Source organism: Vibrio sp. 1F279 (genome assembly GCF_041439815.1).
In the GTDB taxonomy this organism is placed as follows: Bacteria; Pseudomonadota; Gammaproteobacteria; order Enterobacterales; family Vibrionaceae; genus Vibrio; species Vibrio tasmaniensis_A.
In genome coordinates, this window is the sequence record NZ_JBGOOU010000008.1 from 121,641 (window position 1) to 146,501 (window position 24,861).

General features: G+C 44.7%; 18 protein-coding genes and 2 pseudogenes. 8 read left to right on the forward strand and 12 right to left on the reverse strand.

Features of this window, described 5'->3' with window-relative positions; translation table 11 throughout:
* The first annotated feature begins 5 nt into the window (after positions 1–5).
* The 3 genes from mfd (at position 6) to ACED60_RS08600 (ending at position 4,979) form a co-directional block, all read left to right on the forward strand.
* Positions 6–3,506, forward strand: a complete 3,501-nt coding sequence (gene mfd / locus ACED60_RS08590) for a transcription-repair coupling factor (protein WP_371727320.1) — start codon at positions 6–8, stop codon at positions 3,504–3,506.
* Positions 3,507–3,529: 23 nt separating this feature from the next.
* Complete coding sequence (locus tag ACED60_RS08595) at positions 3,530–4,297, forward strand: peptidoglycan binding protein CsiV (RefSeq protein ID WP_012604405.1); 768 nt, start codon at positions 3,530–3,532, stop codon at positions 4,295–4,297.
* Positions 4,298–4,433: 136 nt separating this feature from the next.
* Positions 4,434–4,979, forward strand: a complete 546-nt coding sequence (locus ACED60_RS08600) for a GNAT family N-acetyltransferase (protein ID WP_012604406.1) — start codon at positions 4,434–4,436, stop codon at positions 4,977–4,979.
* A 110-nt stretch (positions 4,980–5,089) separates the two neighbouring features.
* On the opposite strand, the gene ACED60_RS08605 is transcribed toward ACED60_RS08600, so the two are convergent.
* The 7 genes and pseudogenes from ACED60_RS08605 to hinT all read right to left on the reverse strand — a co-directional run bounded on the left by ACED60_RS08605 (position 5,090) and on the right by hinT (position 12,112).
* Positions 5,090–6,379, reverse strand: a complete 1,290-nt coding sequence (locus ACED60_RS08605) for an NAD(P)/FAD-dependent oxidoreductase (protein ID WP_017096883.1) — start codon at positions 6,377–6,379, stop codon at positions 5,090–5,092.
* A gap of 625 nt (positions 6,380–7,004) precedes the next feature.
* On the reverse strand, positions 7,005–7,544 hold the full coding sequence (ycfP, locus tag ACED60_RS08610; protein ID WP_012604408.1) for an alpha/beta hydrolase YcfP: 540 nt from the start codon (positions 7,542–7,544) through the stop codon (positions 7,005–7,007).
* A gap of 96 nt (positions 7,545–7,640) precedes the next feature.
* Positions 7,641–8,507: a phosphotransferase gene (locus ACED60_RS08615; RefSeq protein ID WP_017096884.1), complete on the reverse strand. Its 867-nt coding sequence runs from the start codon at positions 8,505–8,507 to the stop codon at positions 7,641–7,643.
* A 226-nt stretch (positions 8,508–8,733) separates the two neighbouring features.
* Positions 8,734–9,324, reverse strand: a complete 591-nt coding sequence (gene lpoB / locus ACED60_RS08620) for a penicillin-binding protein activator LpoB (RefSeq protein WP_012604411.1) — start codon at positions 9,322–9,324, stop codon at positions 8,734–8,736.
* Positions 9,325–9,463: 139 nt separating this feature from the next.
* A pseudogene (locus tag ACED60_RS08625) lies at positions 9,464–9,846 on the reverse strand (YcfL family protein).
* Entirely contained in the window at positions 9,846–11,237 is a 1,392-nt protein-coding gene (locus ACED60_RS08630; protein ID WP_017104113.1) for a COG3014 family protein, read from the reverse strand. Before ACED60_RS08630 ends, ACED60_RS08625 begins: the two are co-directional and overlap by 1 nt.
* Positions 11,238–11,761: 524 nt before the next feature.
* Positions 11,762–12,112: a purine nucleoside phosphoramidase gene (gene hinT, locus ACED60_RS08635; RefSeq protein WP_012604413.1), complete on the reverse strand. Its 351-nt coding sequence runs from the start codon at positions 12,110–12,112 to the stop codon at positions 11,762–11,764.
* A gap of 275 nt (positions 12,113–12,387) precedes the next feature.
* Between hinT and ACED60_RS08640 the strand changes: the two are divergent.
* Both ACED60_RS08640 and ACED60_RS08645 read left to right on the forward strand, forming a co-directional pair.
* Positions 12,388–14,387: pseudogene (locus tag ACED60_RS08640) on the forward strand (methyl-accepting chemotaxis protein).
* Between the two features lie 196 nt (positions 14,388–14,583).
* Positions 14,584–15,750: a DUF1887 family protein gene (locus ACED60_RS08645; RefSeq protein WP_009847162.1), complete on the forward strand. Its 1,167-nt coding sequence runs from the start codon at positions 14,584–14,586 to the stop codon at positions 15,748–15,750.
* A 379-nt stretch (positions 15,751–16,129) separates the two neighbouring features.
* Here ACED60_RS08645 and udp read toward each other — a convergent pair whose 3' ends face one another.
* The 4 genes from udp to ACED60_RS08665 form a co-directional block, all read right to left on the reverse strand.
* Positions 16,130–16,888 (reverse strand): uridine phosphorylase, encoded by a 759-nt coding sequence (gene udp, locus ACED60_RS08650; protein ID WP_009847163.1) that lies wholly within the window; start codon positions 16,886–16,888, stop codon positions 16,130–16,132.
* 313 nt (positions 16,889–17,201) lie between these two features.
* Positions 17,202–19,559 carry a zinc/cadmium/mercury/lead-transporting ATPase gene (locus tag ACED60_RS08655; RefSeq protein ID WP_371727322.1) on the reverse strand — a complete coding sequence of 786 codons (2,358 nt, stop codon included), beginning with the start codon at positions 19,557–19,559 and terminating at the stop codon, positions 17,202–17,204.
* Between the two features lie 171 nt (positions 19,560–19,730).
* Positions 19,731–21,194 (reverse strand): MATE family efflux transporter, encoded by a 1,464-nt coding sequence (locus ACED60_RS08660; protein WP_371727323.1) that lies wholly within the window; start codon positions 21,192–21,194, stop codon positions 19,731–19,733.
* 188 nt (positions 21,195–21,382) lie between these two features.
* Positions 21,383–21,799, reverse strand: a complete 417-nt coding sequence (locus ACED60_RS08665; RefSeq protein ID WP_009847166.1) for a CBS domain-containing protein — start codon at positions 21,797–21,799, stop codon at positions 21,383–21,385.
* Between the two features lie 286 nt (positions 21,800–22,085).
* Here ACED60_RS08665 and ACED60_RS08670 point away from each other — a divergent pair, with 286 nt between their 5' ends.
* Complete coding sequence (locus tag ACED60_RS08670; RefSeq protein WP_371727324.1) at positions 22,086–22,319, forward strand: hypothetical protein; 234 nt, start codon at positions 22,086–22,088, stop codon at positions 22,317–22,319.
* A gap of 238 nt (positions 22,320–22,557) precedes the next feature.
* On the opposite strand, the gene ACED60_RS08675 is transcribed toward ACED60_RS08670, so the two are convergent.
* A complete protein-coding gene (locus ACED60_RS08675; protein ID WP_017096890.1) occupies positions 22,558–23,544 on the reverse strand; it encodes a glycosyl transferase family protein in 987 nt (328 codons plus the stop codon).
* Positions 23,545–23,711: 167 nt separating this feature from the next.
* On the opposite strand from ACED60_RS08675, the gene ACED60_RS08680 reads away from it, so the two are divergent.
* Complete coding sequence (locus ACED60_RS08680; RefSeq protein ID WP_009847169.1) at positions 23,712–24,320, forward strand: TetR/AcrR family transcriptional regulator; 609 nt, start codon at positions 23,712–23,714, stop codon at positions 24,318–24,320.
* A 149-nt stretch (positions 24,321–24,469) separates the two neighbouring features.
* On the forward strand, positions 24,470–24,829 hold the full coding sequence (locus tag ACED60_RS08685; protein WP_012604418.1) for a hypothetical protein: 360 nt from the start codon (positions 24,470–24,472) through the stop codon (positions 24,827–24,829).
* Positions 24,830–24,861 lie beyond the last annotated feature (32 nt).

Genomic DNA, 24,861 nt, shown 5'->3' on the forward strand with positions numbered 1-24,861 from the left:
TAGACATGACAAAACAATCCATTTTCACACTACCTAAGCTCAAAGGTGCCGGTGACAAAAAGCACATCGGTAACCTAGTTGGTTCATCTCTCGCGCTTACTATCGCTAAACTAGCGGAGCAGCATAACAGCCATACTTTACTTGCAGTGCCTGATCCTCAGATCGCACTCAAGCTTCAATCTGAAATTGAACAGTTTACGGCACATGAAGTTGCGTTATTTCCTGACTGGGAGACGCTGCCATACGATAGCTTCTCGCCGCACCAAGAGATCATCTCAGATCGTATAGCACGCCTTTACGCACTGCCAACGCTAAAAGATGGCATCACGATCGTTCCGATCAGCACGTTATTGCAACGCCAGTCACCGCGCGACTTCTTACTACAACACACGTTAATGGTGAAAACAGGCGATCTCTATTCACTAGAGAAATTACGTCTGCAACTCGAAAAGTCGGGCTATCGCTATGTTGACCAAGTGTTTGGCCCGGGTGAATACGCTAGCCGTGGTTCTATTCTCGACCTGTTCCCAATGGGCAGCAAAGACCCGTATCGTATCGACTTCTTCGATGACGAGATCGACACGATCCGTACTTTCGATCCTGAAAACCAGCGCTCTATCGAAGACATCTCTGAGATTCGACTGCTGCCTGCTCACGAATTCCCAACCTCGGAAACAGCGATTGAAGATTTCCGTATTCGTTGGCGCCAACAGTTTGATGCGCGCCGTGAACCAGAATCAGTTTATATGCAGGTTTCTAAAGGCACGTGGCCTGCTGGTATTGAGTATTGGCAACCGCTGTTCTTCGAGCACACCGAAACCTTGTTTGATTATGTTGCCGATGAAGCGCAACTCCTGATTCTAGGTGATGTCGAGACTGCAGTAGATTCGTTCCTAACGGACGTTTCTCACCGATACGAGCAACGTGGCGTTGATCCACTACGACCACTGCTGACACCTGAGCAACTTTGGTTGAAGAAAGACGAGCTGTTCGCACACTTCAAACAGAAGCCACAGGTCAACCTAAGCTTAGACACGATTGAAGAAAAAGCTGGGCGTACAAACCTTCCGGTTATGCCTCTGCCTGATCTCAGCGTTCAACATCAGAATAAAGAACCGTTGTCTAACTTAAGAAAGTTCACTGAAGCCTTCGATGGCAAGGTTGTTTTTTCGGTTGAGTCTGAAGGCCGCCGTGAAGCTCTGAGTGAATTGCTTCGAGGCATCAAAGTTCGTCCAAGCGAAGTTGAAAACCTCGACGCGGCAATTAAAGGTAAAGATAAGTTCACCCTGATCCTAGGTTCTGCTGAGCATGGCTTTATCCACGAAGAGCAAAACATCGCCCTTATCTGTGAAAGTGATCTATTGGGTGATCGCGTTATTCAGCGTCGTAAAAAAGACAAAAAAAGCGTAAACAGCGACACCGTAATCCGTCACCTTGCGGAACTTAAACCGGGCCAACCCGTTGTTCACATTGACCACGGTATTGGCCGCTATATCGGCTTGCAAACACTTGAAGCGGGTGGGATGAAAACCGAATACGTAACACTTGAGTATCAAAACGATGCCAAGTTATACGTGCCTGTTGCCTCTTTGAACTTAATTGGCCGCTACTCTGGTGGCGCTGAAGATTCTGCACCGCTACACAAACTTGGCGGTGAAGCATGGCAGAAAGCTCGTAAGCGCGCCGCAGAGAAAGTCCGTGACGTCGCAGCCGAACTGCTCGATGTTTACGCCAAGCGTGAGCTTAAGCCGGGTTACAAATTTGTGCTCGATCGTGGTCAGTACGCAACCTTCAAATCTGGCTTCCCGTTTGAAGAAACCGATGACCAAGCGATGGCAATTAATGCGGTAATGTCTGATATGTGCCAAGCAAAAGCCATGGACCGCTTGGTGTGTGGTGATGTTGGTTTTGGTAAAACAGAAGTCGCAATGCGTGCCGCGTTCGTGTGTACCGATAACAGCAAACAAGTGGCCGTGTTAGTACCGACAACGTTACTTGCTCAGCAACACTTTGAAAACTTCCGCGACCGTTTCGCCAACTTGCCGATTCGTGTTGAGGTTCTGTCTCGATTCAAATCAGCCAAAGAACAGAAATCGATCATGCAAGATGTCGCCGACGGTAAGGTCGACATCTTAGTGGGTACTCACAAGTTACTTTCAAGTGACCTTCAGTTTAAAGACCTTGGCCTGTTGGTTGTCGATGAAGAGCACCGCTTTGGTGTGCGTCAGAAAGAAAAAGTGAAAGCAATGCGTGCGGATGTCGATATCCTAACGCTCACCGCGACGCCAATTCCACGTACATTGAACATGGCAATGAGCGGCATGCGTGACTTGTCAATCATCGCAACACCACCAGCACGACGCTTAGCAATAAAGACCTTTGTCCGTGAGAGTGATGACGCGATCGTCAGAGAAGCGGTACTTCGTGAAATCATGCGTGGTGGTCAAGTTTACTTCTTACACAACCAAGTAGACACGATTGAAAAGACGGCTGAGTCACTACAGAAACTGATTCCAGAAGCGCGTGTCACCGTGGCTCATGGCCAGATGCGAGAGCGCGAACTAGAACGCATCATGAATGATTTCTACCACCAGCGTTTTAACTTGCTAGTGTGTACAACCATCATCGAAACCGGTATCGACGTACCAACAGCCAATACCATCTTAATGGACAGAGCCGATAACCTTGGTTTAGCACAGTTGCACCAATTGCGTGGGCGTGTGGGTCGATCTCACCACCAAGCTTATGCCTACTTGCTAACACCTCCCCCGAAAGCAATGACCAAAGATGCGGTTAAGCGATTAGATGCCATAGCTTCACTTGAAGACTTAGGTGCAGGCTTTACACTAGCAACCCATGACTTAGAGATTCGTGGCGCGGGTGAGCTGTTAGGTGATGAACAGAGTGGTCAAATCCAATCGGTTGGTTTCACCTTGTACATGGAGATGCTTGAACAAGCAGTTGAAGCATTGAAAGAGGGGCGAGAGCCATCGCTTGATGACCTACTGCGTGAACAAACTGAAATTGAGATGCGCCTGCCTGCACTGTTGCCTGATGACTACATCCCAGACATCAATACACGTTTGTCTACTTATAAGCGTATTGCGAGTGTGAGTGACACCGACGAATTGGCAGAGTTGAAAGTCGAGCTGATTGATCGCTTCGGCCTTCTGCCGGATGCTACCAAGAACTTGTTGTCAGTTTCAGAGCTAAAATTAGCCGCGGCGTCTATCAAAGCGAAGAAAATTGAGGCTCATGATAAAGGTGGATTCTTAGAATTCTACCCGGATGCTGACATAAACCCGACCTACCTTGTTAAACTGTTGCAATCTCAACCGCAAAAGTTTTCAATGGAAGGACCAACAAAGTTCAAGTTTACGATACCATTGGTCGACAGACGGAAACGAATTCAATTTGTTAGTGATTTATTGGGCGAATTCAGACAGAACTTGCTTCCTTCGCATAAGACCCAATCCACTTGCACATATAAATTATCCAGCCGGTAGTTCGGCTGGAAGACGGAGTAAAAATGAAAAGACTGATCCCACTGCTACTATTGTTCGTCTCACTGCCAAGTTTGGCGCAGAGACAATTTGATATAGAAGTGATCATTTTTAAGCGTGCTGTTGATGCAGAAAAAGTGAATGAATCTTGGCCAAACACACAGCCTCAGATTTCACTTGAGCGCGTAGGTTCATTTCAAGATACCCAATACCGAGCGAAGAAAGGCGTGCAGATGCTGCCTTACTCGGAATACAAGTTAACACCTCAGAAAGACAAGCTACGCAAACACGCAGGCTTTGAAGTTCTGATGCATACCGCTTGGCGTCAAGGCGACCAAGGCAAAAGCTCGGCACCGGTTTTCCACATTCAAGCCGGTAAAGACTTCTCTAAACAGTTTAATGCCGACGGTTCTGAGAAAGGTGTAGTAACAGCAGTAAATACTGATGGTTTTCAAGAAGAGACTATCGATAAGCCGCTTTACGAGTTAGACGGCAAGCTGCAAATCTACGTTCAGCACTATCTATACGCTGAAACGACATTGGATTTGAAAGCGCCGAGCGTTCGTGAAGTGACACTACAAGAGCAACAAATCGAGCTAGATTCACCTGTAAGTGGTGCAGAAAGTAACGTGCAAGTGGGTAATCTAACGGAGATTTCTCCGACGGTTGAAGTCCAAGAGTTTCTTAAGAGCTACCGCATGGACCAAAAACGTCGTATGCGCAGTACAGAAACTCACTACCTTGACCACCCACTTCTTGGAATGGTTATTCAAGTTCGACGCGTGGCGCAGTAAGTTACTTGCCGATTCGGCTATAATTATATAAGTAATTCAATCCGCCCTCCTAGTGAGGGCGTTTTATTAAGTGCTATCTATCTTTATTCTGCACTGAATCCTTTGTTCAGTACTTACATGTAATTCGGTATTTCTTATGAGCCCTGACTTTCAGATAAATACTCAACACCTCAACCTAAAAATCATTGAAGCCTCAGACGCTCAAGAGTTTTCGCAGCTGGTTAAATCCTCCCCGAGTTTATTGCCATGGCTCGACTGGTGCCACGACGAGTTTTCGACCGTCGAGGCCGAGAGATTCATTCTTGCGACTCGCTTAAACTGGGTTAAAGCCGATGCGTTTGGCTTTGGTATCTTCGAACGAAAAAGCGAAAAGTTAGTCGGCATGGTGGCCATAAATGAGCTTTACCACACCTTTAATATGGCAAGTTTAGGTTATTGGGTGGGTGATCAATTTCAGAGAAAAGGGATAGCGAAAGAAGCAATGCTTGCCCTATTTGAATTTTGCTTCGCAATGCTCAAGTTGACGCGTTTGGAGATTGTCTGCGATACAGAGAACCTACCCAGCCAAAAGCTGATCGAGAAATGTGGCGCTGAACGTGAAGCCATTGCAAAGAATCGCTTTATCTTTAACGGTAAACCGAAAGATGGCGTGGTTTATTCTGTGTTACCTCCATTATCTTAATCGCTTAATAGAGTAACAATCCGAAATAACACGTACTCGACACGATCGAAAAAGAGCTCCGAAGAGCTCTTTTTTATTATCAGCGTAATGACCTTAGAAGGCTTACCTGATTAGTGAAGCTTTAGGTTTGGACGAAGGACACGGTTAATACGACCCACCAACATCATCAGTGATGTTTTGATTAAGCCGTGAAGTGCCATCTGGTGCATTCGGTACAAAGAGATGTAAACCACACGAGCAATACGTCCCTCAACCATCATCGAACCTTTAGTCAGGTTACCCATCAAGCTACCTACTGTAGAGAAACGGCTTAGTGAAACCAGTGAGCCTTTATCTTTGTAGATGTAGTCTTTCAGGTCACGGCCGTTCAGCTTAGCGATGATGTTGCTAAATGCGCAGCTTGCCATTTGGTGAGCCGCTTGCGCACGTGGTGGAACAAACGAACCATCCGCTTGTGTACATTGCGCCAAATCACCGATAGCAAAGATGTTGTCATCAAGCGTAGTTTGCAGCGTGTTTTTGACAACCAACTGGTTGATACGGTTCGTCTCAAGACCACCGATGTCTTTCATGAAATCTGGCGCTTTAATACCAGCAGCCCATACCATGATCTGTGCTGGGATCTTCTCACCATCTTTGGTCGTTAGACCGTCAGCGTCAGCTTGTGTAACCATTGTCGTTGTACGCACGTTGACGCCAAGCTTAGTTAGCTCAGAATGTGCTGCGCTGGAAATACGAGGAGGTAGAGCTGGAAGAATACGCTCACCCGCTTCAACAAGGTTAACGTTCAGCTTGCTTGAATCTAGGTCGCCAAAACCGTATGTACGAAGCTCTTTCACAGCGTTGTGAAGCTCAGCAGACAGTTCAACACCAGTAGCACCCGCACCAACAATCGCAATGTCTACCGTACCTTGACCATTCTTAGCGTGCAGCTTTAAGAACTGGTTGTTCATTTCTGTACGGAAACGGTGTGCTTGCTCTGGGCTATCAAGGAAAATACAGTTGTCACGAACACCTGGGGTATTGAAGTCGTTTGACGTTGAACCTAACGCCATCACAAGAATGTCGTATTCAAGTTCGCGGCTTGGCATCAGTAACTCACCGTGCTCATCAGTCAACTCGCTCAACGCAATCACTTTACGTTCACGATCGATATCGTTCAGGCTGCCCATTTGGAAATCAAAGCAATGGTTTTTCGCGTGTGCGCGGTAGCTTAGCGCGTCAACACCTTCATCCAATGAGCCAGTGGCTACTTCATGAAGCAATGGTTTCCATAGGTGGCTTGCTTTACGGTCTACCAGAGTAATCTGGGCACGTTTCTTACGACCTAAAGTGCGGCCTAGCTTAGTTGCTAGTTCTAAACCACCAGCACCGCCGCCTACTACGATAATTTTTGTCACAATGACAATCCTCTACAAAATGAATAAATGGGGTTCGGCTCGATTACTCCAACCGATAAATTCTATGTATCTACTCGGCCTCAATTCCAAAGGCTGCGGCTCATTTGATGACTGTGATAATAAGTAACAACAGCTCACTGAGTAGTTAGAGGGATTACAAGCAACAAACATTGGTTTGTCACTTTGCTCACGAGGATGAAAAAGGTGTCTACCTGAGAGGCAGAGCACAAATTATGGGCAAGTTTTATCACTCACTCTCAATTTTTTTTGACATTTATCAAAATATTTTGCTTTAGAACATTATATAGCAAAAAGATGACCGCAACAAAAATCCTTACCCACAATGAGGATTCGTGACTGATTAGTTAACGTTTGCGCAAACTCATCGATAAAATCTATATGACTAGGGCACATTGACCTTTTCACGGTCAAATTTCGTTCGATATAAAAGCGTTTTAATCGCGGCAAGGGGGAAGTAGCCTGGTCATTCTAAGCAAATCTCCCTCAACAAAGAGTAAAACGCTTTTTGCGGGGTGCTCAGCTCGAACCCTTCGGGCATCGCTTGCTAATTTGGATAAAAAAACAGCACTCAATTGAGTGCTGTTTTATAAAATGACGGTAATCCTTAAGCGTTTTTAAACGCCTTCATTGCCTGTAAGTGTTGAGAGATCTTTTTGAACTTATGACTCTCTTTTTCGTCCCAGACAACTTCGTAGTAATCTTCTAGAGCAGAAGCTGTTTTCGTATTGTCGTGAATTTCATCTTCACGAGAAAGCACCACTAAACAGCGTCCTTTGTTCTTCATACGATACTGAGCGACACACTTAGTCGCGATGTCTTCATACTCTTCTGGGCGATCAATTCGACCTACCATGTTGTTCTCAGGGTGCAGATTAGGGTTGAACACCACCTGCTTAATCCCACATAAGAAACCAATACGCTCAGACCAAAAACCACCCAAACCTACACCACAAATGATTGGATGTGGATCATCGGATTGCTCTATCACTTTATGCACTTCTTTTAGCAAATGCTGCATATCGTGTTTTGGATGCAAAGTACTGTAGTTGATGAAACGAACGTCATCATCAATGAATTGCAACTGCAGTATTTTTTCGTGATTGCCCGGGCTTGTTGAGTCGAAGCCGTGTAGATAGATAATCATTGTACCTCCCCCATTGAATATTGGTACGTTTTGATCAATCTAACACGAAAAACAAGGTTTTAAAGGGAAGACCTCTGAAATTATATTTTTCACTTCCTAAACGTGATCATAGCTACATAAAGTGTGACTAAGAGCCTCTGCTTCACGCAGATAACTGTCATCGCCCCATAGCTGATGAGCAAGTAAATACCACAGCATTGCCATCATTTGGCTTCTTGGTAACCAGGCTTCTACTCCGTCAAGCCACGATTGGGGATCATGGATACCTCTTAGCTGACAGTACTTATTAACAGCTTCTGTAACTGGTAATCGGGCAACAGCAATAGTCAGCGTAAGATCAAGCCTTGGGTCTGCTAGCGCTGCGTATTCCCAGTCAATGATCTTAATCCCATCTTGATTCTTCACAAGGTTATAGCCACCGAGATCAAAATGACACAAAGACAGGCCTACACTTGGGATACTTGGAGCCACGCGCCACTCTTGATAAATCTTAGTGCAGGTTTCAGTCTTATGAACCGCATCAAGCTGAAGCCAGTAGTGGTCAACTCGAGCCGTATAACTGAACGGTTGGAGCGGCAGGCGCGCAGTATTAACCAAATGCACCGAGATCAGCGTCTTCAGTAAATCATCCTGCTCGAGTCCTTCGTACAACGTCTCACCCGCGATCCATTCAACCAATAAGCCTTGCTCATTGACCACTATCGGACTTGGGCCGATATCTAGGCGCTCAATAGCAGACAGTACTTGATACTCTTCATGGCGAGAGATGAAGAACGCTTTGGTGATGGGGGTAATTGGACGCCAAACATACGCGGTGCCATCGGCTAAAACCAATTTCCAACATCGATTAGTCAACCCACCTGTAAGTGTCTGTGCTCTGATTGGAGGCTCAGAAAAGTAGCCATCAAGAGAACTCAAACTGGTATCAAGAAGCTTTGCTTCAGACCAAGAAAAAATCGCCATATTTACTCCCTATAAACGTCTTAACTGCCCTATAAACGTCTTAATTTCCCTACAAAAAAGGCACTGACCAAAAGCCAGTGCCTCTTCATTAATACCAATCACAGCAAATAACATGTACTGCGTTGAGGCATGACTAAGCCAAGTTAATAGCACACTAAACCATTTAAGAAGCTCAATAAGCTAAATTAAAAACCCAGTAAGCTAATTAGAAGCCAAGTAAACTTAATTAAAAGCCCAGCAAGCTCTTAGATTGTTGCTTACGGATTTCAGTTTCGTCAGCCCATTCAATCAAGCCAGACTCAAGATCCATTAGGCGCATGGTCATTTTGTAGTATACGTCTTCGTCGCTGCCCGCTTTCTTAACGATGCTTGATAGGTTGCCGTACAACATGTACTGAGCACCAACCATTTTACCAAATTGGATTGCTGAGCTTTGATTTACAAGCTCATCGTTATTTTGGAAATTCAATTGTTCACGAACAGACTCTACACGGTCCATATCAACGAAACGGAACTTACCAGAGTTCAGCATTTTAGTACTGATGGTATCAGTGATTGACTCAGTATCGATGTGCTCACTTGTTTTGTTCTTGATTCGCTCTACGAACACGATTGGACGTTGATCACGAGTAATGTAAGACACAGAACCAGACGCCATCATGCTATCGACCATTTCGCCCGCAATCGTTTGAAGGTCAGTTGAACCGAAATCGATTGTCGTGGTTTCTACTGATTGTGCATCACCGTAGCTTACCTTGTTTGAACAACCGCCTAAAATAACCGCTAAACCTAGTAGCGCAATGACACTCTTTTTCATTTTGTTTCCTTAACTAATCACTAAGCGGGGTTACCCACTCTCTTAAATTTTTGTATTTTCGAATCCTTAGACCCGTTCTATCTCGTCTTTGCTATAAAGCTTGGAACCACTCTAAATATGAGCGGTTCCAAACGAAAGTTTACTGCTCTCTGAACTGAACTCTGAACTGAGTCGCTTTCGGATTTACCGACACTTCCGACAACGAAATACTTTCAAAGCCACGAACAATCGCTTGCTTCCAAGGTCCTTGCTTTAGGTTGACCTCAAGACCAGCATCGTCGTACCAGTAAAAGCGATAAAGGATATGTTGATCGCCTTTATAGTTACTGTTTAAACGCACGATTCCTCGCGTATGACCGTCGACGAGGTCAGTTCGGATATCTTCAACCTGTAAGCGGCTACCCAATACCTTATCACCAAAGAAAACGTTCTGAGTTTGACTATCTACCTTACGCCAGCTGTATTATCAGCACAACCAGCCAGAGCCATAACCGCTGCTAAGCTCACTAACCACTTTTTCATTACAGCCTCCCTAGCTGTTTATGCCACATTGTTGCATTGTTTCCTTGTCGAGAAATCCACACCAAAGTGGTCTGCCCTTCTCGAATATCAAAGTCATACGTTTTAGTGCCCGCTTCTAACGTATATTGACCACTGTTTGCTACAAACGTGCTGGTCTTTATTTCCGCAGGTAAAGATTGCCAGCTTCGAGTGTCTGGTTGTTCCGTGAATGCATTCCAGACATTGAACAAAATGTTACCGACATCGTTACCTTGAGTTGCTTCTTTACGGATGCGGTCTTTCGCGACCACACGTAACGCTTGGCGAATAACAATGCTCGTCATACGTTCAGATAAATCATTCTGCGCCATCGCATTCACATCCGTAATCAAATGCTCAGACAACGGTTGCCCGCTGATTCGTAGCGCAGAAAAACGTTCTACGTTTTGGCGCGGGTAATATGGCAGCGCCAGAGAGTATATTGCGCCCTGATCGCGACTGTCATAAATAGGTAAATCTAATCGCCAACTGTCCATCGCTTGAACTGCACTTTGTTCTTGAAGCACAATTACTCGCCCTTCGCTTGCCCCTAACTTAGATGACTGTTTGTAGCGCTTTTTCAGTGTTGCTAAATCTTGTCGCATGCCTAAGCGAGCAGCTGTTGCCATGGTTCTATCGATGATTTCTTGGTTCTCAGGCATGATGGCCAAAGCACGTCGATAGTCCACATAAGCGCTGTTCAGATCGTTAGATGCTTCGTAAAGCAGGCCAGACAAAAACATCAAATACGCATTTTGCACAGATTGCAGCTTTTTACCCGCATCAGGATAATTCGCAAGAATACTACCCACGTTGGCAGACAATCCTTGAGATTTTGCGTCGCTAGCAGCACTTTCTAACTCAGCTTCACGTTGTTTCTTGGCTTGTTCCTGAACTTGGTTAGCGCGACGCATTTCGATCACCGCACCTTCTAAGTCGTTTTTCTTTAAATAATTCAAACCAAGATATAAATGCAGAAAACCCAACTCATAGTCAGCAGGCACATACTCGGTAATATTGTCATTCACAGCCAACGCGCCGACACTGGTTGCACTGTCTGATACAGAGATCACCGCTTTACTTTGCTGATCTTTTACTGCCTGATCGGCCAGTTCGAGCGACGACTTACTCTCAGGATATTTTTGATCAAGTAGATTAATTCTACCTTTTTCAAAGTTATCAAGAATGTCACCTGCTACGTAATCTGGTAACTCTTGTTGAGCCGTTGAATAATCCCCAGACTTGACTGCTTGGTAAATTTCTTTGTTTTGCGCGCTGTAATGACTGAACAGGCTCCCTGCCGACATATTCGCACAACCCGCTGTCAACGCCGATAACAGGGCAATGGAAGCGAATCTAAACTGGTGCTTCACTTATCGTCTCCGTGCATGTTTAAAATGCCAACTTTGTTAGGGTCTGTTGACCTTTCGTGGTTAAATTTTGTTCGAGATAGAATCGTTTTAGGCGCGGCAAGGAGTATGTAGCCTAGTCATTCTAAGTTAATACTTCTTAACAAAGCATAAAACGATTCTAGCCGAACCCTTCGGGCAGTCTTTGTGGTTCATTTCTACTGCGTTATCAGCTTCTCATGTAGGCTAGCTACACCTCAAAGCCTCTGCCTTGTAAAAATTTCCCACAAAGTGCTGCAAAAATCAGCTCGAAAGTTCAACAGACCCTAGTCTCATTATCAAAACGAAACACGCTGTAAAAAGGATATTAAGCAAGGTAATCCCTTGCTTAATTAGCTCTGCCTGAGCGAAGCCGATATTCAGACAACAGATAAAACTAAAAGTTGGCATACAAACAACAAATTTTCCAACTCGCTGTTTATGTTAATTAACCATTAACTTGTATTAACGAGATCATTAACTGTTTCGTTAGCTTATTAGCCTTTTAATTAACTCATTAAAAGCGGGCCAAGCGGGCGGCCACCAACCAAATGCATGTGAATATGGTAAACCTCTTGGCCACCGTGAGAATTGCAGTTCACAATAAGACGATAGCCATCTTCTGCAATGCCTTCTTCTTTTGCTAACTTACGAGCAACAGTAAACATACGTCCCATCATTGCTTCATCTTCCGTTTCAACATCATTCGTTGTTGGAATCAGCTTGTTAGGAATAATTAGAATATGACTAGGAGCACGAGGGTTAATATCGCGAAATGCGGTTACTAAATCGTCTTGGTATAGTAGATCTGCTGGGATTTCTTTATTGATGATCTTACTAAAAATGGTTTCTTCAGCCATGTTTCTCTCCGATAAAACATTTATTTTTTAATGCTTTGAGTATGCGCTATGCCGCATCAAACCACAATAAACCTGCTTTAAAGCATAATAAAAAACACCGTGCAAATCAAAAAAAACACGCCTTGCCTCTCAAGAATGGCATATTGGTTAGAACAAAGGACTATTTTTGACGTGTGCGTCATAAAATGCGTAAGCCGAGCTCAATAGAATCCTGATAATTTTGTTAGTTTTGTTTTGACCTGGTATTAGGTCCACATTTATTTAGGGAGAAAGTCATGAAGGGATCTGTGATCAAGCGTATGTACGCTGGTTTCGCACTGATCATCATCATGTTCGCAGTCACGATAACCATCATGATGAGCAGCATGAATCAGATACATAGCAATTTTGAGAGCGTCTCAAAAGTCTCATTGCCGCTGGTTGCGCTTTCAAACCAAACAAGTGTCCAATTACTTTCCGCTGACAAGTCATTTAAAGACTTCTTAACCACACAAAATTCTGAGCGTATGTCTGCAATGCGTACAGAGTTTGCTGCATCACAAAACGCTTTTTCTGAAGTTCTAGGTAGCCTAGAAACAGCAAGCCAAGACAATACCTCGCTCACTGAGCGCATCACGCAATTAAGAGCGATGGAAGAACGTTACTTCACCGAAGCAGATGAAGCGATGAAGCGATGAACAATTATATCGCTATGTTTGAGGCGCAAGAGCAAGTACAAAAAGCATCACGTGATTTCCAACGCTTACATTCAGAATTGACCGTTGGCATGAAAGAGTACGTTGCCGACCAAAAAAGCATCTCTGTAAAAGTGATGGCAAAGAGCTACTTTATTAAACTACAAGACGCCGAGGTGATTACCTCTGATGCACTAGCAAGTTCTGATGTTGCCTTCGTACAAAAAGCCGTCAACCAAAACAAAAAGGCCGTTACCCACCTAAACTACGCGTACCGTGGCTTAGCGACACAATTGCCTGCGATAAAAAATGTTTTCGATGAATCGGTTAAAAACTTCACCAAAGACGTGGGACAAAAAGGCGGTGTTTTAGATAAACATAATAACTATCTGAAAGCGAAAGAAGCCTTGTACATCAACATTGCTAATCTAGCCGTTGAAGTCGACCAAGCAATGGCGGTACTGGATTCTTTCAACGTCACAGCGGAAGAGCAACTCAACTCATCATTAGCAGATGCGAGCAGCATCTACGACAACGGTCTATTCAAAGCGATTGCAATTGGCATTGTTGTCACCGTATTCGCTGCAGCAATTGGTTACCACATTGCACATAGTGTAAGAGAGCCACTAACGCGTATCCTAGGTACATTAGAAGGCCTGACTGAAGGAGATATGACTCAGCGTATCGATATTCGATACGACAACGAATTCAGCCGAGTAAGCCGTCACATCAATACCTTAGCCGACAACCTGCACAATATTCTGGTGAAACTGAATGACGCTTCAGATGACCTAACCAATACTGCAAGCGTAAACCAAAAAACCTCTTCTGAGACACAGGCTCAATTGAACAGCCAGCGTGAACAAACAGCAACCGTCGCAACGGCAATGACACAAATGTCTCACTCTGTACAAGAAGTAGCAAACAGCGCGCAAAGCTCGTTAACTATGGTTCAACAAGTAGAATCGGCTTCTGAATCAGGTCGTCAGGTCATGAACACCAACATCAGTACCATCAATCAACTTGAGGTGCGCCTGACTGAATCCGTGGGTGCTGTAGGCGAGCTACAACAAATGAGTAGCCAGATTGGCTCTATCCTCGATGTTATTCGTGGTATTGCAGATCAAACCAACCTACTTGCACTCAACGCAGCAATCGAAGCCGCGCGCGCAGGTGAACAAGGCCGTGGATTTGCTGTAGTTGCAGATGAAGTCCGAGTACTGGCACAAAAGACAACTCAATCGACGTCTGAAATTGAGACCATGATCAGTAACCTACAATCAAGTTCTAAAACAGCAAGCAATGTGATTGAAAGCTGCATGAGCGATATGGATATGTCGGTTCAACAAGCTTCAAGTGCTAATAGTGCTATGGAAGAAATTCAGGCATTGATTCTAGAAATCAGTCGAATGAGTACGCACATTTCTCAAGCCGCGGCTGAGCAGAGTGAAACTTCGGGTGATATCGCGCGTAACATTGAAGACATCAACCAGATTGCTGATAAGAGTTATCAAGCGATGTCATCAATTGCAGAGGCAAGCCAAAACCTAACAATTCTGGCAAACCAGCAAGGCGATTTAGTTCATCAATTCAAGCTATAAGTAAACGAAGAACCAATAGATATTCACCTGAAATGTTGGGATATCTCACCCAATAGTGATAACTAATTGAACAAGGGCAACTTTTATCAAGGGTTGCCCTTGTTTTTTATGAGCTTTGTCATTATATGATTATAAAGGCTTGCTGCTTCCCGTTTTTCTTTCACCTTTATGAGCGAGCCGCTATTAAGGAATTTATATGGCTGTTCATGTTGGCATTATCGATCAAGACCCCATTCGGTTGATCACCCCACTACTCGACAACCGAACGATCAGCACTCACATCGTGTTCATCGGTGACAAAAATCAAATCAGTATCTATCAACGCTTAGACAGCGTTTTGCAGAAGCGTGATATTACGAGTGAATTTTTCGAGATTCCAACTATCGTAAACACCTCTGCAATTAAAGAATCGATCCAAAACCTTGCTGAAGACTTAAAAGCTCGGGGACAAGAAGTGAAGCTCAACGCAAGTTGTGGCCTTCGTCACCGCCTACTGTCTGTCTATGAAGTATTTCGTACTTACCACTGGCCAATCTTTGTTGTTGAACCAAACAGTGACAAGCTGTGCTGGCTTTACCCGAATGGGAAAGAAGACGCACAAGTTCAAGACCGCATCACTATCGATGACTACTTAACGGTATTCGGTGCTCGTGGTGAATTCAGCGATGTACAACTGTCTCCGCAACTTGACCAAAAACTGTATGAACTGGGTGAGCGTTGGGCAAGTAACGCATTAGAATTAGGCCCAGGCCTTGCTACATTGAACTACCTTGCAACGACCTGCCGTAAAGAACAGAGGCTTGATGTGGGCTTGTCTGAGAAGCAACAAGGTTATCGCGAGCTGAACATGCTGTTGAGCGATTTGGTTGAAGCTAAGATTGCCACTTATGACAATGGTATTTTGACGTTTGCCAATGAAGACGCGCGACGCTTCTCAAACGGCGAATGGCTTGAGACATTGGTTCATAGCACCGTAAAGCAGATCCAAGATGACATGCCGACCATTCAAGACCGCTCTTTGAATGTTCAGGTTTATCGTCAACTCGGTGAGCGTGAGGTTCGTAATGAGCTTGATGTTGCTTCTGTAGTGAACAATAAGCTGCACATCATCGAGTGTAAGACCAAAGGTATGCGAGATGATGGCGATGATACCTTGTACAAGCTGGAATCGCTCAGAGACCTGCTAGGTGGCCTACAGGCCCGTGCAATGTTGGTGAGCTTCCGCCCTCTTCGTCATAATGACATCACACGAGCAGAAGATCTTGGCCTTGCATTGATTGGCCCTGACGAATTAAAAGATCTTAAAACACATCTCGCGGCATGGTTTACCGCTGCCGGTGGTGATGAAGATTTAGAGTGCTAATTTAAGAAACTCGAACATATCGAATTCTCAAAAACAAAAAGGCGAATGACCGCTTAAGTCACTCGCCTTTTTTGTACCCGTAACGATTATGCCAATCGTAGTAAATGACTTATATCCACTACCCCGCCCGTATTAACAAGGTCTAAACTTTACAGCATCTAGATATTCACAAGGTTTAGAGCTCACAAGGTCTACGTTTACAAAGTCTAAAGCTCGCAAGGTAAAAAGCTCAAAGGACTTGTAAACACGCAAAAAAATGGCCACATCATTCGATGTGGCCATTTTCAAAATTTGAAGTCGTTTTAAGACTTAAAGCAATTGAAAACTTAAAGCAATTGAAAACTTAAAGCACTTTAAAACTAAAAGTACTGTTACCGACTTAAAGCATTTTACGAGCAGCTTCTACAACCACTTTGATTGAGCGCGCTTCAGTTACTTTTAGTGTCTCGTGATCAGGTATCTCTTTTTGAGTACGGTTGATGATCACACCAGCAACACAACCTGCTTTCAAACCAGAACTTGCACACATTGTTAGTAGCGTTGCAGATTCCATTTCGAAGTTAAGAACACCCATGTCTTGCCATTCTTGCATAGAACCCTGGAAACGCTTAACCACGCGACCAGAGAACGTGTCGTAACGCTCTTGACCTGGGTAGAAAGTATCACTTGAAGCGGTTACGCCCATGTGAACTGCTGCGCCTGATTCTTCAACTGCTGCTTTCATTGCTGTAGCAACTTCGAAGTCAGCAACTGCTGGAAACTCCATAGGAGCGAAGTGCAGGCTAGCGCCGTCTAGACGAACAGAACCCGTAGAAACAATCATGTCACCCACGTTTACGTGAGGTTGGATCGCACCAGTAGTCCCAACACGTAGGAAAGTACGAACACCAAGCTGAGCAAGCTCTTCAACTGCGATAGAAGTAGATGGGCCGCCGATACCTGTTGAACATACAACAACTGGCTTACCGTCTAGCTCTGCGCGGTAAAGCGTGTATTCACGGTGACTCGCAAGAAATACGGGATTCTCCATCTCTTCTGCAATTTTTTGCACACGAGCAGGATCACCAGGAATGATCGCAAGAGTAGCACCGTTAAGATCTGCTTCAGTAACACCTAAGTGGAAAACAGCTTGAGACATAGTTCGCTCCTTTTGGCTTATTGGGCTTTTTACCCTTATTTAAGCTCATAGTAAATTCGTGGGGTACGAACACACTCTAACCAAGCTCATAATGAAATGAAGTGACGAACATCACACCAATGATCGCAACAACATTTCAGGTTTCACGAAAAACCGATTGGCATCACAAAAATAAGCAATCCGAACGGCTGCGTTGCATACTAATGAGACAAAAAACGCCTTTAACGTATGACCGCTAAAGGCGCTTTTATGCGAGATGCTTCTTATATAAGACGCTTTTAAAATTAAGAGCGTCTATGTCTGAGAGCTGAACTTAATCCGATTTAGACTTGAATCGAAGCAGGCGCAGTGCGTTGAGTGTCACCAGAGCTGTCGCGCCACTATCTGCAAGAACGGCAACCCAAAGCCCGGTAATACCAAGCAAACTGGTCACCAAGAACACACCTTTCAAACCGAGCGCTAGTGCTACGTTTTGACGAATGTTATTCATAGTCGCTTGCGACAATTCAATCATCGCGGGCAGCTCAGTTAAACGGTTGTGAGTCAGTGCTGAATCTGCCGTTTCAAGCGCAACATCAGTACCACCACCCATAGCAATACCGACATTCGCCGTTTTCATTGCTGGCGCATCGTTGATGCCATCACCGACCATAGCAACATGTGACTGTTGAGATAACTCTTCAACATAAGACACCTTGTCACTTGGAAGCAGGCTCGCTTTATATTGCATACCAATTTTGCTGCTGATCGCTGCTGCGCTTCGTGGGTTATCCCCTGTGAGCATGATTGATTGAATACCCAAGTCATTAAGTCGTTCAATCGCAAGCTTAGCGTCACTACGTAACGTATCTTGCCAAGCAATCAAACCAATCACAGTCGTAGCTTGTTCTGTTGACTCTTCTAGATCTTTAAGCTCAAGAGCAACCACAACCGTCTTGCCCTCGCCTTCTAATGCTTCTACCTGAGAAACCACATCGGGTCCAAGAGCGAACGTGACTTTAGACGGTGATAAAACCTGATACTTAACACCATCGACATCGCCTTCAACACCGCTACCAATGAGCGCTTTCTTGTTGTGTGACTCAGGGATCTCAACATTCAGCTCTTTAACTTTAGCGACAAGCGATTGCGCCAAAGGATGAGTCGAACCAACTTCAATCGCCCCAACTACACGAAGCATCGCGTCTTGTTTCCAACCTGATAGAGGTTGAATATCCGTAACCTGAGGCTTACCTTCAGTCAGCGTACCTGTCTTATCGAAGGCAATCGTTTGAATTTTCCCTAACTGCTCTAGTGCCGCGCCGCCTTTTATTAATGCGCCACGTTTCGCCGCTGCTGCTAAACCAGAAGTAATTGCAGCAGGTGTCGAGATTACCAACGCACACGGACAAGCAATCAACAATAGAGCTAGACCTCGGTAAACCCAGGTTTCCCAAGGCTGCCCGAACAGCAATGGTGGGGTGATGATGACCAACAGAGCCACCAACATCATTAGTGGTGTGTACCAGCGGCTAAACTTATCGAGGAAACGTTCAAGCGGTGCTTTACGAGATTCTGCTTCTTCAATCAAGTGAAGAATACGGTCGATCGCGTTCTCACCCTGTTTTGACGTGATGGTGATACGAACGACTTTATCGACCACCACAGCACCAGCCATGATGCTATTGCCTTCGATATGTTCGACAGGAACAGACTCACCCGTTAGCGCACTTTCATCAAAGCTCGCCGCGTCGGTAATAAGTTGACCATCAGCAGGTAAACGAGAACCCGCCGCCACTTCAATCACGTCACCAGGAACAAGTTCACTTACTGCAACGTCAACACGGTCGCCGTTGATAATCTTGGTGGCATTTTCTGGCACCAATGCCATTAAGGCTTGAACACCACTTCTTGCTCTTGATGAAGCAAATGCCTCTAGACGCTCACCAATCAAAAACAGTAACAGAACCATCGCAGCTTCAGCGGTTTCGCCAAGGTATAAAGCACCGAGCGCGGCAACACTCATTAAGGTTTCGATTGCAAACGGCGTACCTGAACGTGCCAACTGAACTGCTTTCTTGGCCACTGGATACAAACCAAGCAAACAGGTTGCGGTAAACAAACCTTCACTTAGTTGAGGAGAAGTACTTTTCAACAGTGCTGCGAAGAGCATTGCGGCTGCAATCGCTATAATTTGTAAATTAGGTTGGATATGAGCTTGCCAAAAAGTCTCGGGGTGCTGTTTTTCTTTTTTAGAACCAACTTCCGAAAGAGGGAAGCCCGTTTTGATAGAGACCTGTTCAATGGTGTCGGCAAGACTTTCATTGTCGAATTTCACAACTAGCTTTTCGGTGGCAAAGAGAACTTTGGCTTGAATAACACCTTCAATGTTACTAACGGCTTTCTCTATTTTTTTAGCACAAGCTGAGCAGTCCATTCCTGAGACCAACCAACTTTTAGAAAATTGGGCATTTAAAGTTTGAGTAGAGGACTGACTGTCTTCTTCTCCACTGTCTGAACCACAACAATCATCTCCTGACGATGAAGACGCAGTAGCAGAAGAGCTGCAACATGAAGATGAAGTACCTGCTGCGGTAATGCTTGAAATTTTAGGGCTAGAGCAACTTGCTCCAGTCGCTTGTGGTTGAACGTCCACTTTTGTTGAGCGGCACGCTGCGTGTTTTGCGCACATAATGTATCTCCTTAATACTCAAAAGCCTTGAGGTTATTGCTCACTCATGAGCAACAGAACCTTAAGTACAACAAAAGTATAAACCTTGGAGACTACTCCAAGGTCAAGAACAAATTGTCCAAGACCAAGAAGAAATTTACAAACCAACTAATCTATATTGGAGTGTCGCTGTTATTGCGACTTGAGCTCTTTACACTCTTCTCTGTTCGCCGATACATCATCAATAAGAACGGCATCATGTGAACAGAATGGTTGTGTATTCAAGCTGACTATCGACACATCGTCTTCTACAGGATCAACTTGGGAACCTTGCATAAGCTCTGCAATATGATAGCGAAGCACTAGGGTACCGAGTATTCCGAACAAAACATTGCCCAAGGCTTGCCCATACAGCACACCCAATGCGCCATACCATTGCGAGCCTAAGTAAACGAACGGCAATGTACCGAGAGTGGCTTTACCCAGATTCAGTGCTGTCGAGTAAAGCGGTTTACCTAAGTTATTAAAAGACGTGTTGGCAACAAACAGTGCGCCGTTGAAGGTGAAGGTTAACGCCACATAGGTACAGAATGCGGCAACAATAATTGCTGCATCACCTTGTAGGCTAAAGCCTTGGATCACATAGTCTTGGACAAAGTATAAGAGAATACAAACGGCGATGGTGTACGCCGTAGTAACCAACAATGAGTTGTTGAGTGTTTCTTTTACTCTGTCCATTCGTTCTGCACCAAAATTTTGCCCAATAATAGGGCCCACAGCGCCAGACAAAGCAAAGATAACCGCAAAACAAACCGGCGTCAGACGACCTATCACAGCAAAGCCCGCGACAAAATCCTCTCCGTATTGTGCAATCCCCGTCGTTACAATCGCATTACCGATAGGCGTTGCGGTATTGGTGATAATAGCAGGCAGCGCAATAGCCAATATTGGTCGAATATTAATGCGCCATTGTACAAGAGAAGGGGGAGCCACCAGCTGGTGACTGCGAATCAAAGGGTAAAGCGAGAAAAAGAGCACCGAAAAACGAGCAAAGACAGAAGCGATAGCCGCCCCTTCGATGTTCCAACCAAAACCAAAAATAAACAAAGGGTCGAGAATCGCGTTAACAATGCCGCCCGACAAGGTCGCCCACATCGAACGTTTGGCATCACCTGCAGCTCTCAAGCCTGCACCCGCAGCCATCGCTAGCGCTAGAAATGGCCCGCTTGGCAATAAGATCTGCAGGTAAGCTTGCGCCCGCTCTGCGGCAACCCCCTTTGCACCAATCGCAGCAAGCAGCTCTGGGATATAGGCGAACATCACCGCAGTAATCGTCAAACTGATGACAAAAGCGGTCAGCATAATACTCGTGGCGAGGTTTCGAGCGTGTTCTTGATTCTTTGAACCAATAGCTTTGGAAACCAACGCACCCATAGCAATAGAAGTACCGATCGAAACGGAGGTAGAGAAAAATGTCAGTGTGCCTGCAAAACCAACAGCCGCGGCCAATTCGACTTGTCCCAACATACTGATGAACAACATATCGAGTAAATCGACCACGAATAACGCCATCAAACCAACAGAGCCAGCCCCCGACATCACCAATATGTGGCGCATCGTTGAATCTTCTACAAACTTCGCAGTTTGATTTGACATGAAACCTCCAAAAGTTGGAACACCACAAAATAAAGCTCTATAAGCTAGTCAGCCACAAACTAGGGATCTACAAAAAAGATCCACCAAGAAAAGCTCTACAAAGAAAAAAGGCGCTAGTGCGCCTTTTCAATTGAGGGTATTGAGAAAAATAATCGTTCTTAACACACCACTATACATGATGTTTAAAACTATACCTGATGTTTAAAGCATTCATCTAAGTTCTTGCCGATTGCTCTCAAAACATCGGTTCGAGTAATCATACCCACTAGCTTTTTGTTATCGAGTACCGGATAAGCTTTGGGTTTTCCAACTTGCATCATATCTGCCAATTCAATAATGGATAACTCAGGTGATACCGAGAGAACTTCTTGGTACATACAATCACCTACAATATGCGTGTCTTGGCAGAAATAGCTCACCTTCACTAACTTCTCGAGTAAATCTTGTTCAGAAAGGAAACCAATCACTTGTTCATTATCATCAATGACTGGACCACCCATATGATGGCTGCGCATTACTCTGTCTAACGCGAGACTTAACGGCATGTCAGGAGTGAATGTCACAACCTGCGGCGTCATGTAATCTTTCACTTTAATAGAATGCATTGCGTTCTCCCTAAAATACGTTTTGTTATCGATTTTTCTATCGTGTTACCTTAATTGTTGTCTAAAATCTTGATTTTACTAAATGGATTTCAACAATTTTATTGATAGGCAAAACCTACCAAAGCAAAAAACGAGGTAACAAAAGGCTTGCACGCATGCCTATGAAGCAAAAATTTAAACACCGCTTACAAACTCTTACCTTTGATTCCTCCCATAAGCTAGCCTGAATACATAAATACTGTAACCTTCATCACACTAATAATAAAAAGCTCAGCTTAGGTAATTTATGCAACACGACAACAACATGTACGTGTATGTTTATGCAGACAACGAAGGTACAGAGAACACACTTATCGCTACTGTCGACAACCAAGAAAAGCCCCTAATCTCAAGCTGTTTTAATGAGATAAAGCGCATGTCTAACTTAGCTATTGATCTTGCAGCAGAACACAACTTGAAAGTGAAACTGGTTAAATACGGAAGAGAACAAGAGATCGACTTCGGCCTATTCCTAAAATAGCGCAGTCATAACGCATGTCTTGTTCGGCAAGCTTAAGCAGCATGGTCAACAGCACAGAACACCGTTGAATAACATGTTATGAGTAGGCAATCACCTTGACAATGATTGCCTACTTAATTCAACAGCGAATACCTACCACGGTAAATATACGAAAAAGGCCAGCATTCGCTGACCTTCTCATTCACGATTTCAATCGCTATACGTTATTTGCTAGCTCTTAACGACTGGCTAGTAGCTACTAACGAGTGCAATAGGCTTCCCACAAACGCGCTGCCTTTGAGTAAGCTTCAGCCTTATCGTGCGTTTCTGCGAATAAAATTGCCGTCATACTATCCACAACACTATTCGCCATCAGCTCCATCTCATCTTCCGGTGTACCCAGTACACATTCAGAAGGTAGAGGCAGCTCAGCATTCATCGTGCCTTCCCAGTAGAAAGATTCCACCTTTTCAGGAGAACTCATCCAGACAGTTTGGCTTACCTTGGGGTTGTATTCTGATTCGCCATTCATGCCTTTAAATGAAATCACCGAGTGGGATTTATTGCCAATCACATGCTCAACTTCTGCATGAAGCTGTGGGAATCCAGGGTGAAAGCTGCCACGCAAGCCTAAACGTCCACCACCAGGGTTCAATGCACGAACAACGGTATTAATCGGAGTTCTCAGTCCATAACGATGTTTCCAACCAATCATAGTTTGAGCTTGTGGGGCGAAGTTCGCCAAAGGCAAGTAAGCAATACCATCGGCTTCTAGAATCTGCTTTGCGTCTTGCGGATCTTGCGCGCTGCGAACGCCGACACATTCTAAATGCGTTTCGGCATGCGTACGACCACTGGGTTTGTCCATGTAGCCATGCATTAATACTTTATAGCCGTTGTCAGCTAGAATTTTTGCTGCCAACAGGTTCCAAGGCTTTCCACTGGCGTTATCGTTACGCTTACCTGCATAACACGGCCAATCGATATCAGCACCTAAGTCTGGCACTCGAGATTGAAACGCTTTTACAAAGCCTGCGATCTCTTCATTGGTTTCATTCTGCACACGAATCAACATCAGTAGCATAGCCATTTGGTCGTCACCGACCTCTCCGCTTAAATACTCATCCATGATGCGGTAGGCTTGTTCGAATGACAAAGGCTTACGACCTCTTTCCCCTCGTCCAACTGTACGAATACACTCTAAAATACTACTCATTGATTGTTTATTCTCTTCCGTTGATATCAATAAAATTCGAATACGTTTTCGATTCTATGACACCCGCAGTTCATTGCAAAGCGATTCAGGTGCTAGCGTGCTAATTACCAATACACTGATTGGTATTCTAAAAGTAAACTTACTGGTGTAAAATTAGAGTATGCAATGCTAACCGCGACATATTGAGTAATATCCAGATGACGGTAAAAAAAACACTAAGCCAAAGAAAACGCGAATCTATCGTGGCCGCTGCCATCGCAGAGTTTACCGAGCATGGCTATAAAGCCACCAGCATGGATAAAATATCGAGCCGCGCGGAAGTATCAAAGCGCACGGTTTACAATCACTTTGCGAGTAAAGAACTGCTACTGGATGAGATTTTAGACAGCATTTGGAGCAAAACACTCGCAGCGACTCAGTTCCCCTATCAAGCCGAACAACCGCTAGATGAACAACTTACCTCTATAGCCAACCAAGAACTTGAGCTTCTCGAGTCTGAAGGTTTCATCGACTTATCTCGCGTACTGTTCTCTGAATATTTTCATAACGCAGAACTCGCGCATCAAGCGATGGAAAAATATTCTCAAGCAGAAAGCGGCCTGACGACTTGGATCAAAGCGGCATTGGCTGATGGGCGTTTGGTTGAACTCGACCCATTGTTTGCATCCACTCAGTTTATCGCCCTGCTGAAATCTTTTGCATTTTGGCCACAGATCATTGGTCATGCGCCCTCTCCTGATAAGCAGCACAAGCAAATAATCATTAATTCCAGCGTCGAGATGTTCCTTAAACAGTACCAAGCGTAATAAAAGTTGAGCTCTGCTAAGTTTTGTTGGGTTTAATTAGAGATGCGTAAACGAGTGATGTATCATGCGCTCGTTCTACGCTTTCCTGTTTAGCGGTTGCAGAATGTGATTCATACCAACCTTAATTCGGACACAAAGACCAATATTCCATGCCAAAGTTGATAAGCAAAATTTGGGTACATGCTTTTATGCTATTCGCTATGTTAGTGGCCACCGTCAGTGTGGACAGTATCGCGAACGCCAATGCTATGCAGGTAACTCAAAATCTATCAACCTTATCGCTGAACACCGATTCCTCATTCGACACCAGTGACTCATTCCCATATTCCAGCGCGCAACCCAATGTAGAACACCACTGCTGTGGCTCTGTATGCTTGCTTAAAATGCCACCGTTGATTGTGTCAGAGTCTTTTGATACCCAAATTGGTTCATTGGCTTTGATCGAGAAAGAGCCTTCACACAAGGCAATCATGTCGCCACAAGCTCCTTATCGCCCTCCTATTTCTTAATTGTTTGTCCCTGTTTGGCAACGCTTGCCAAC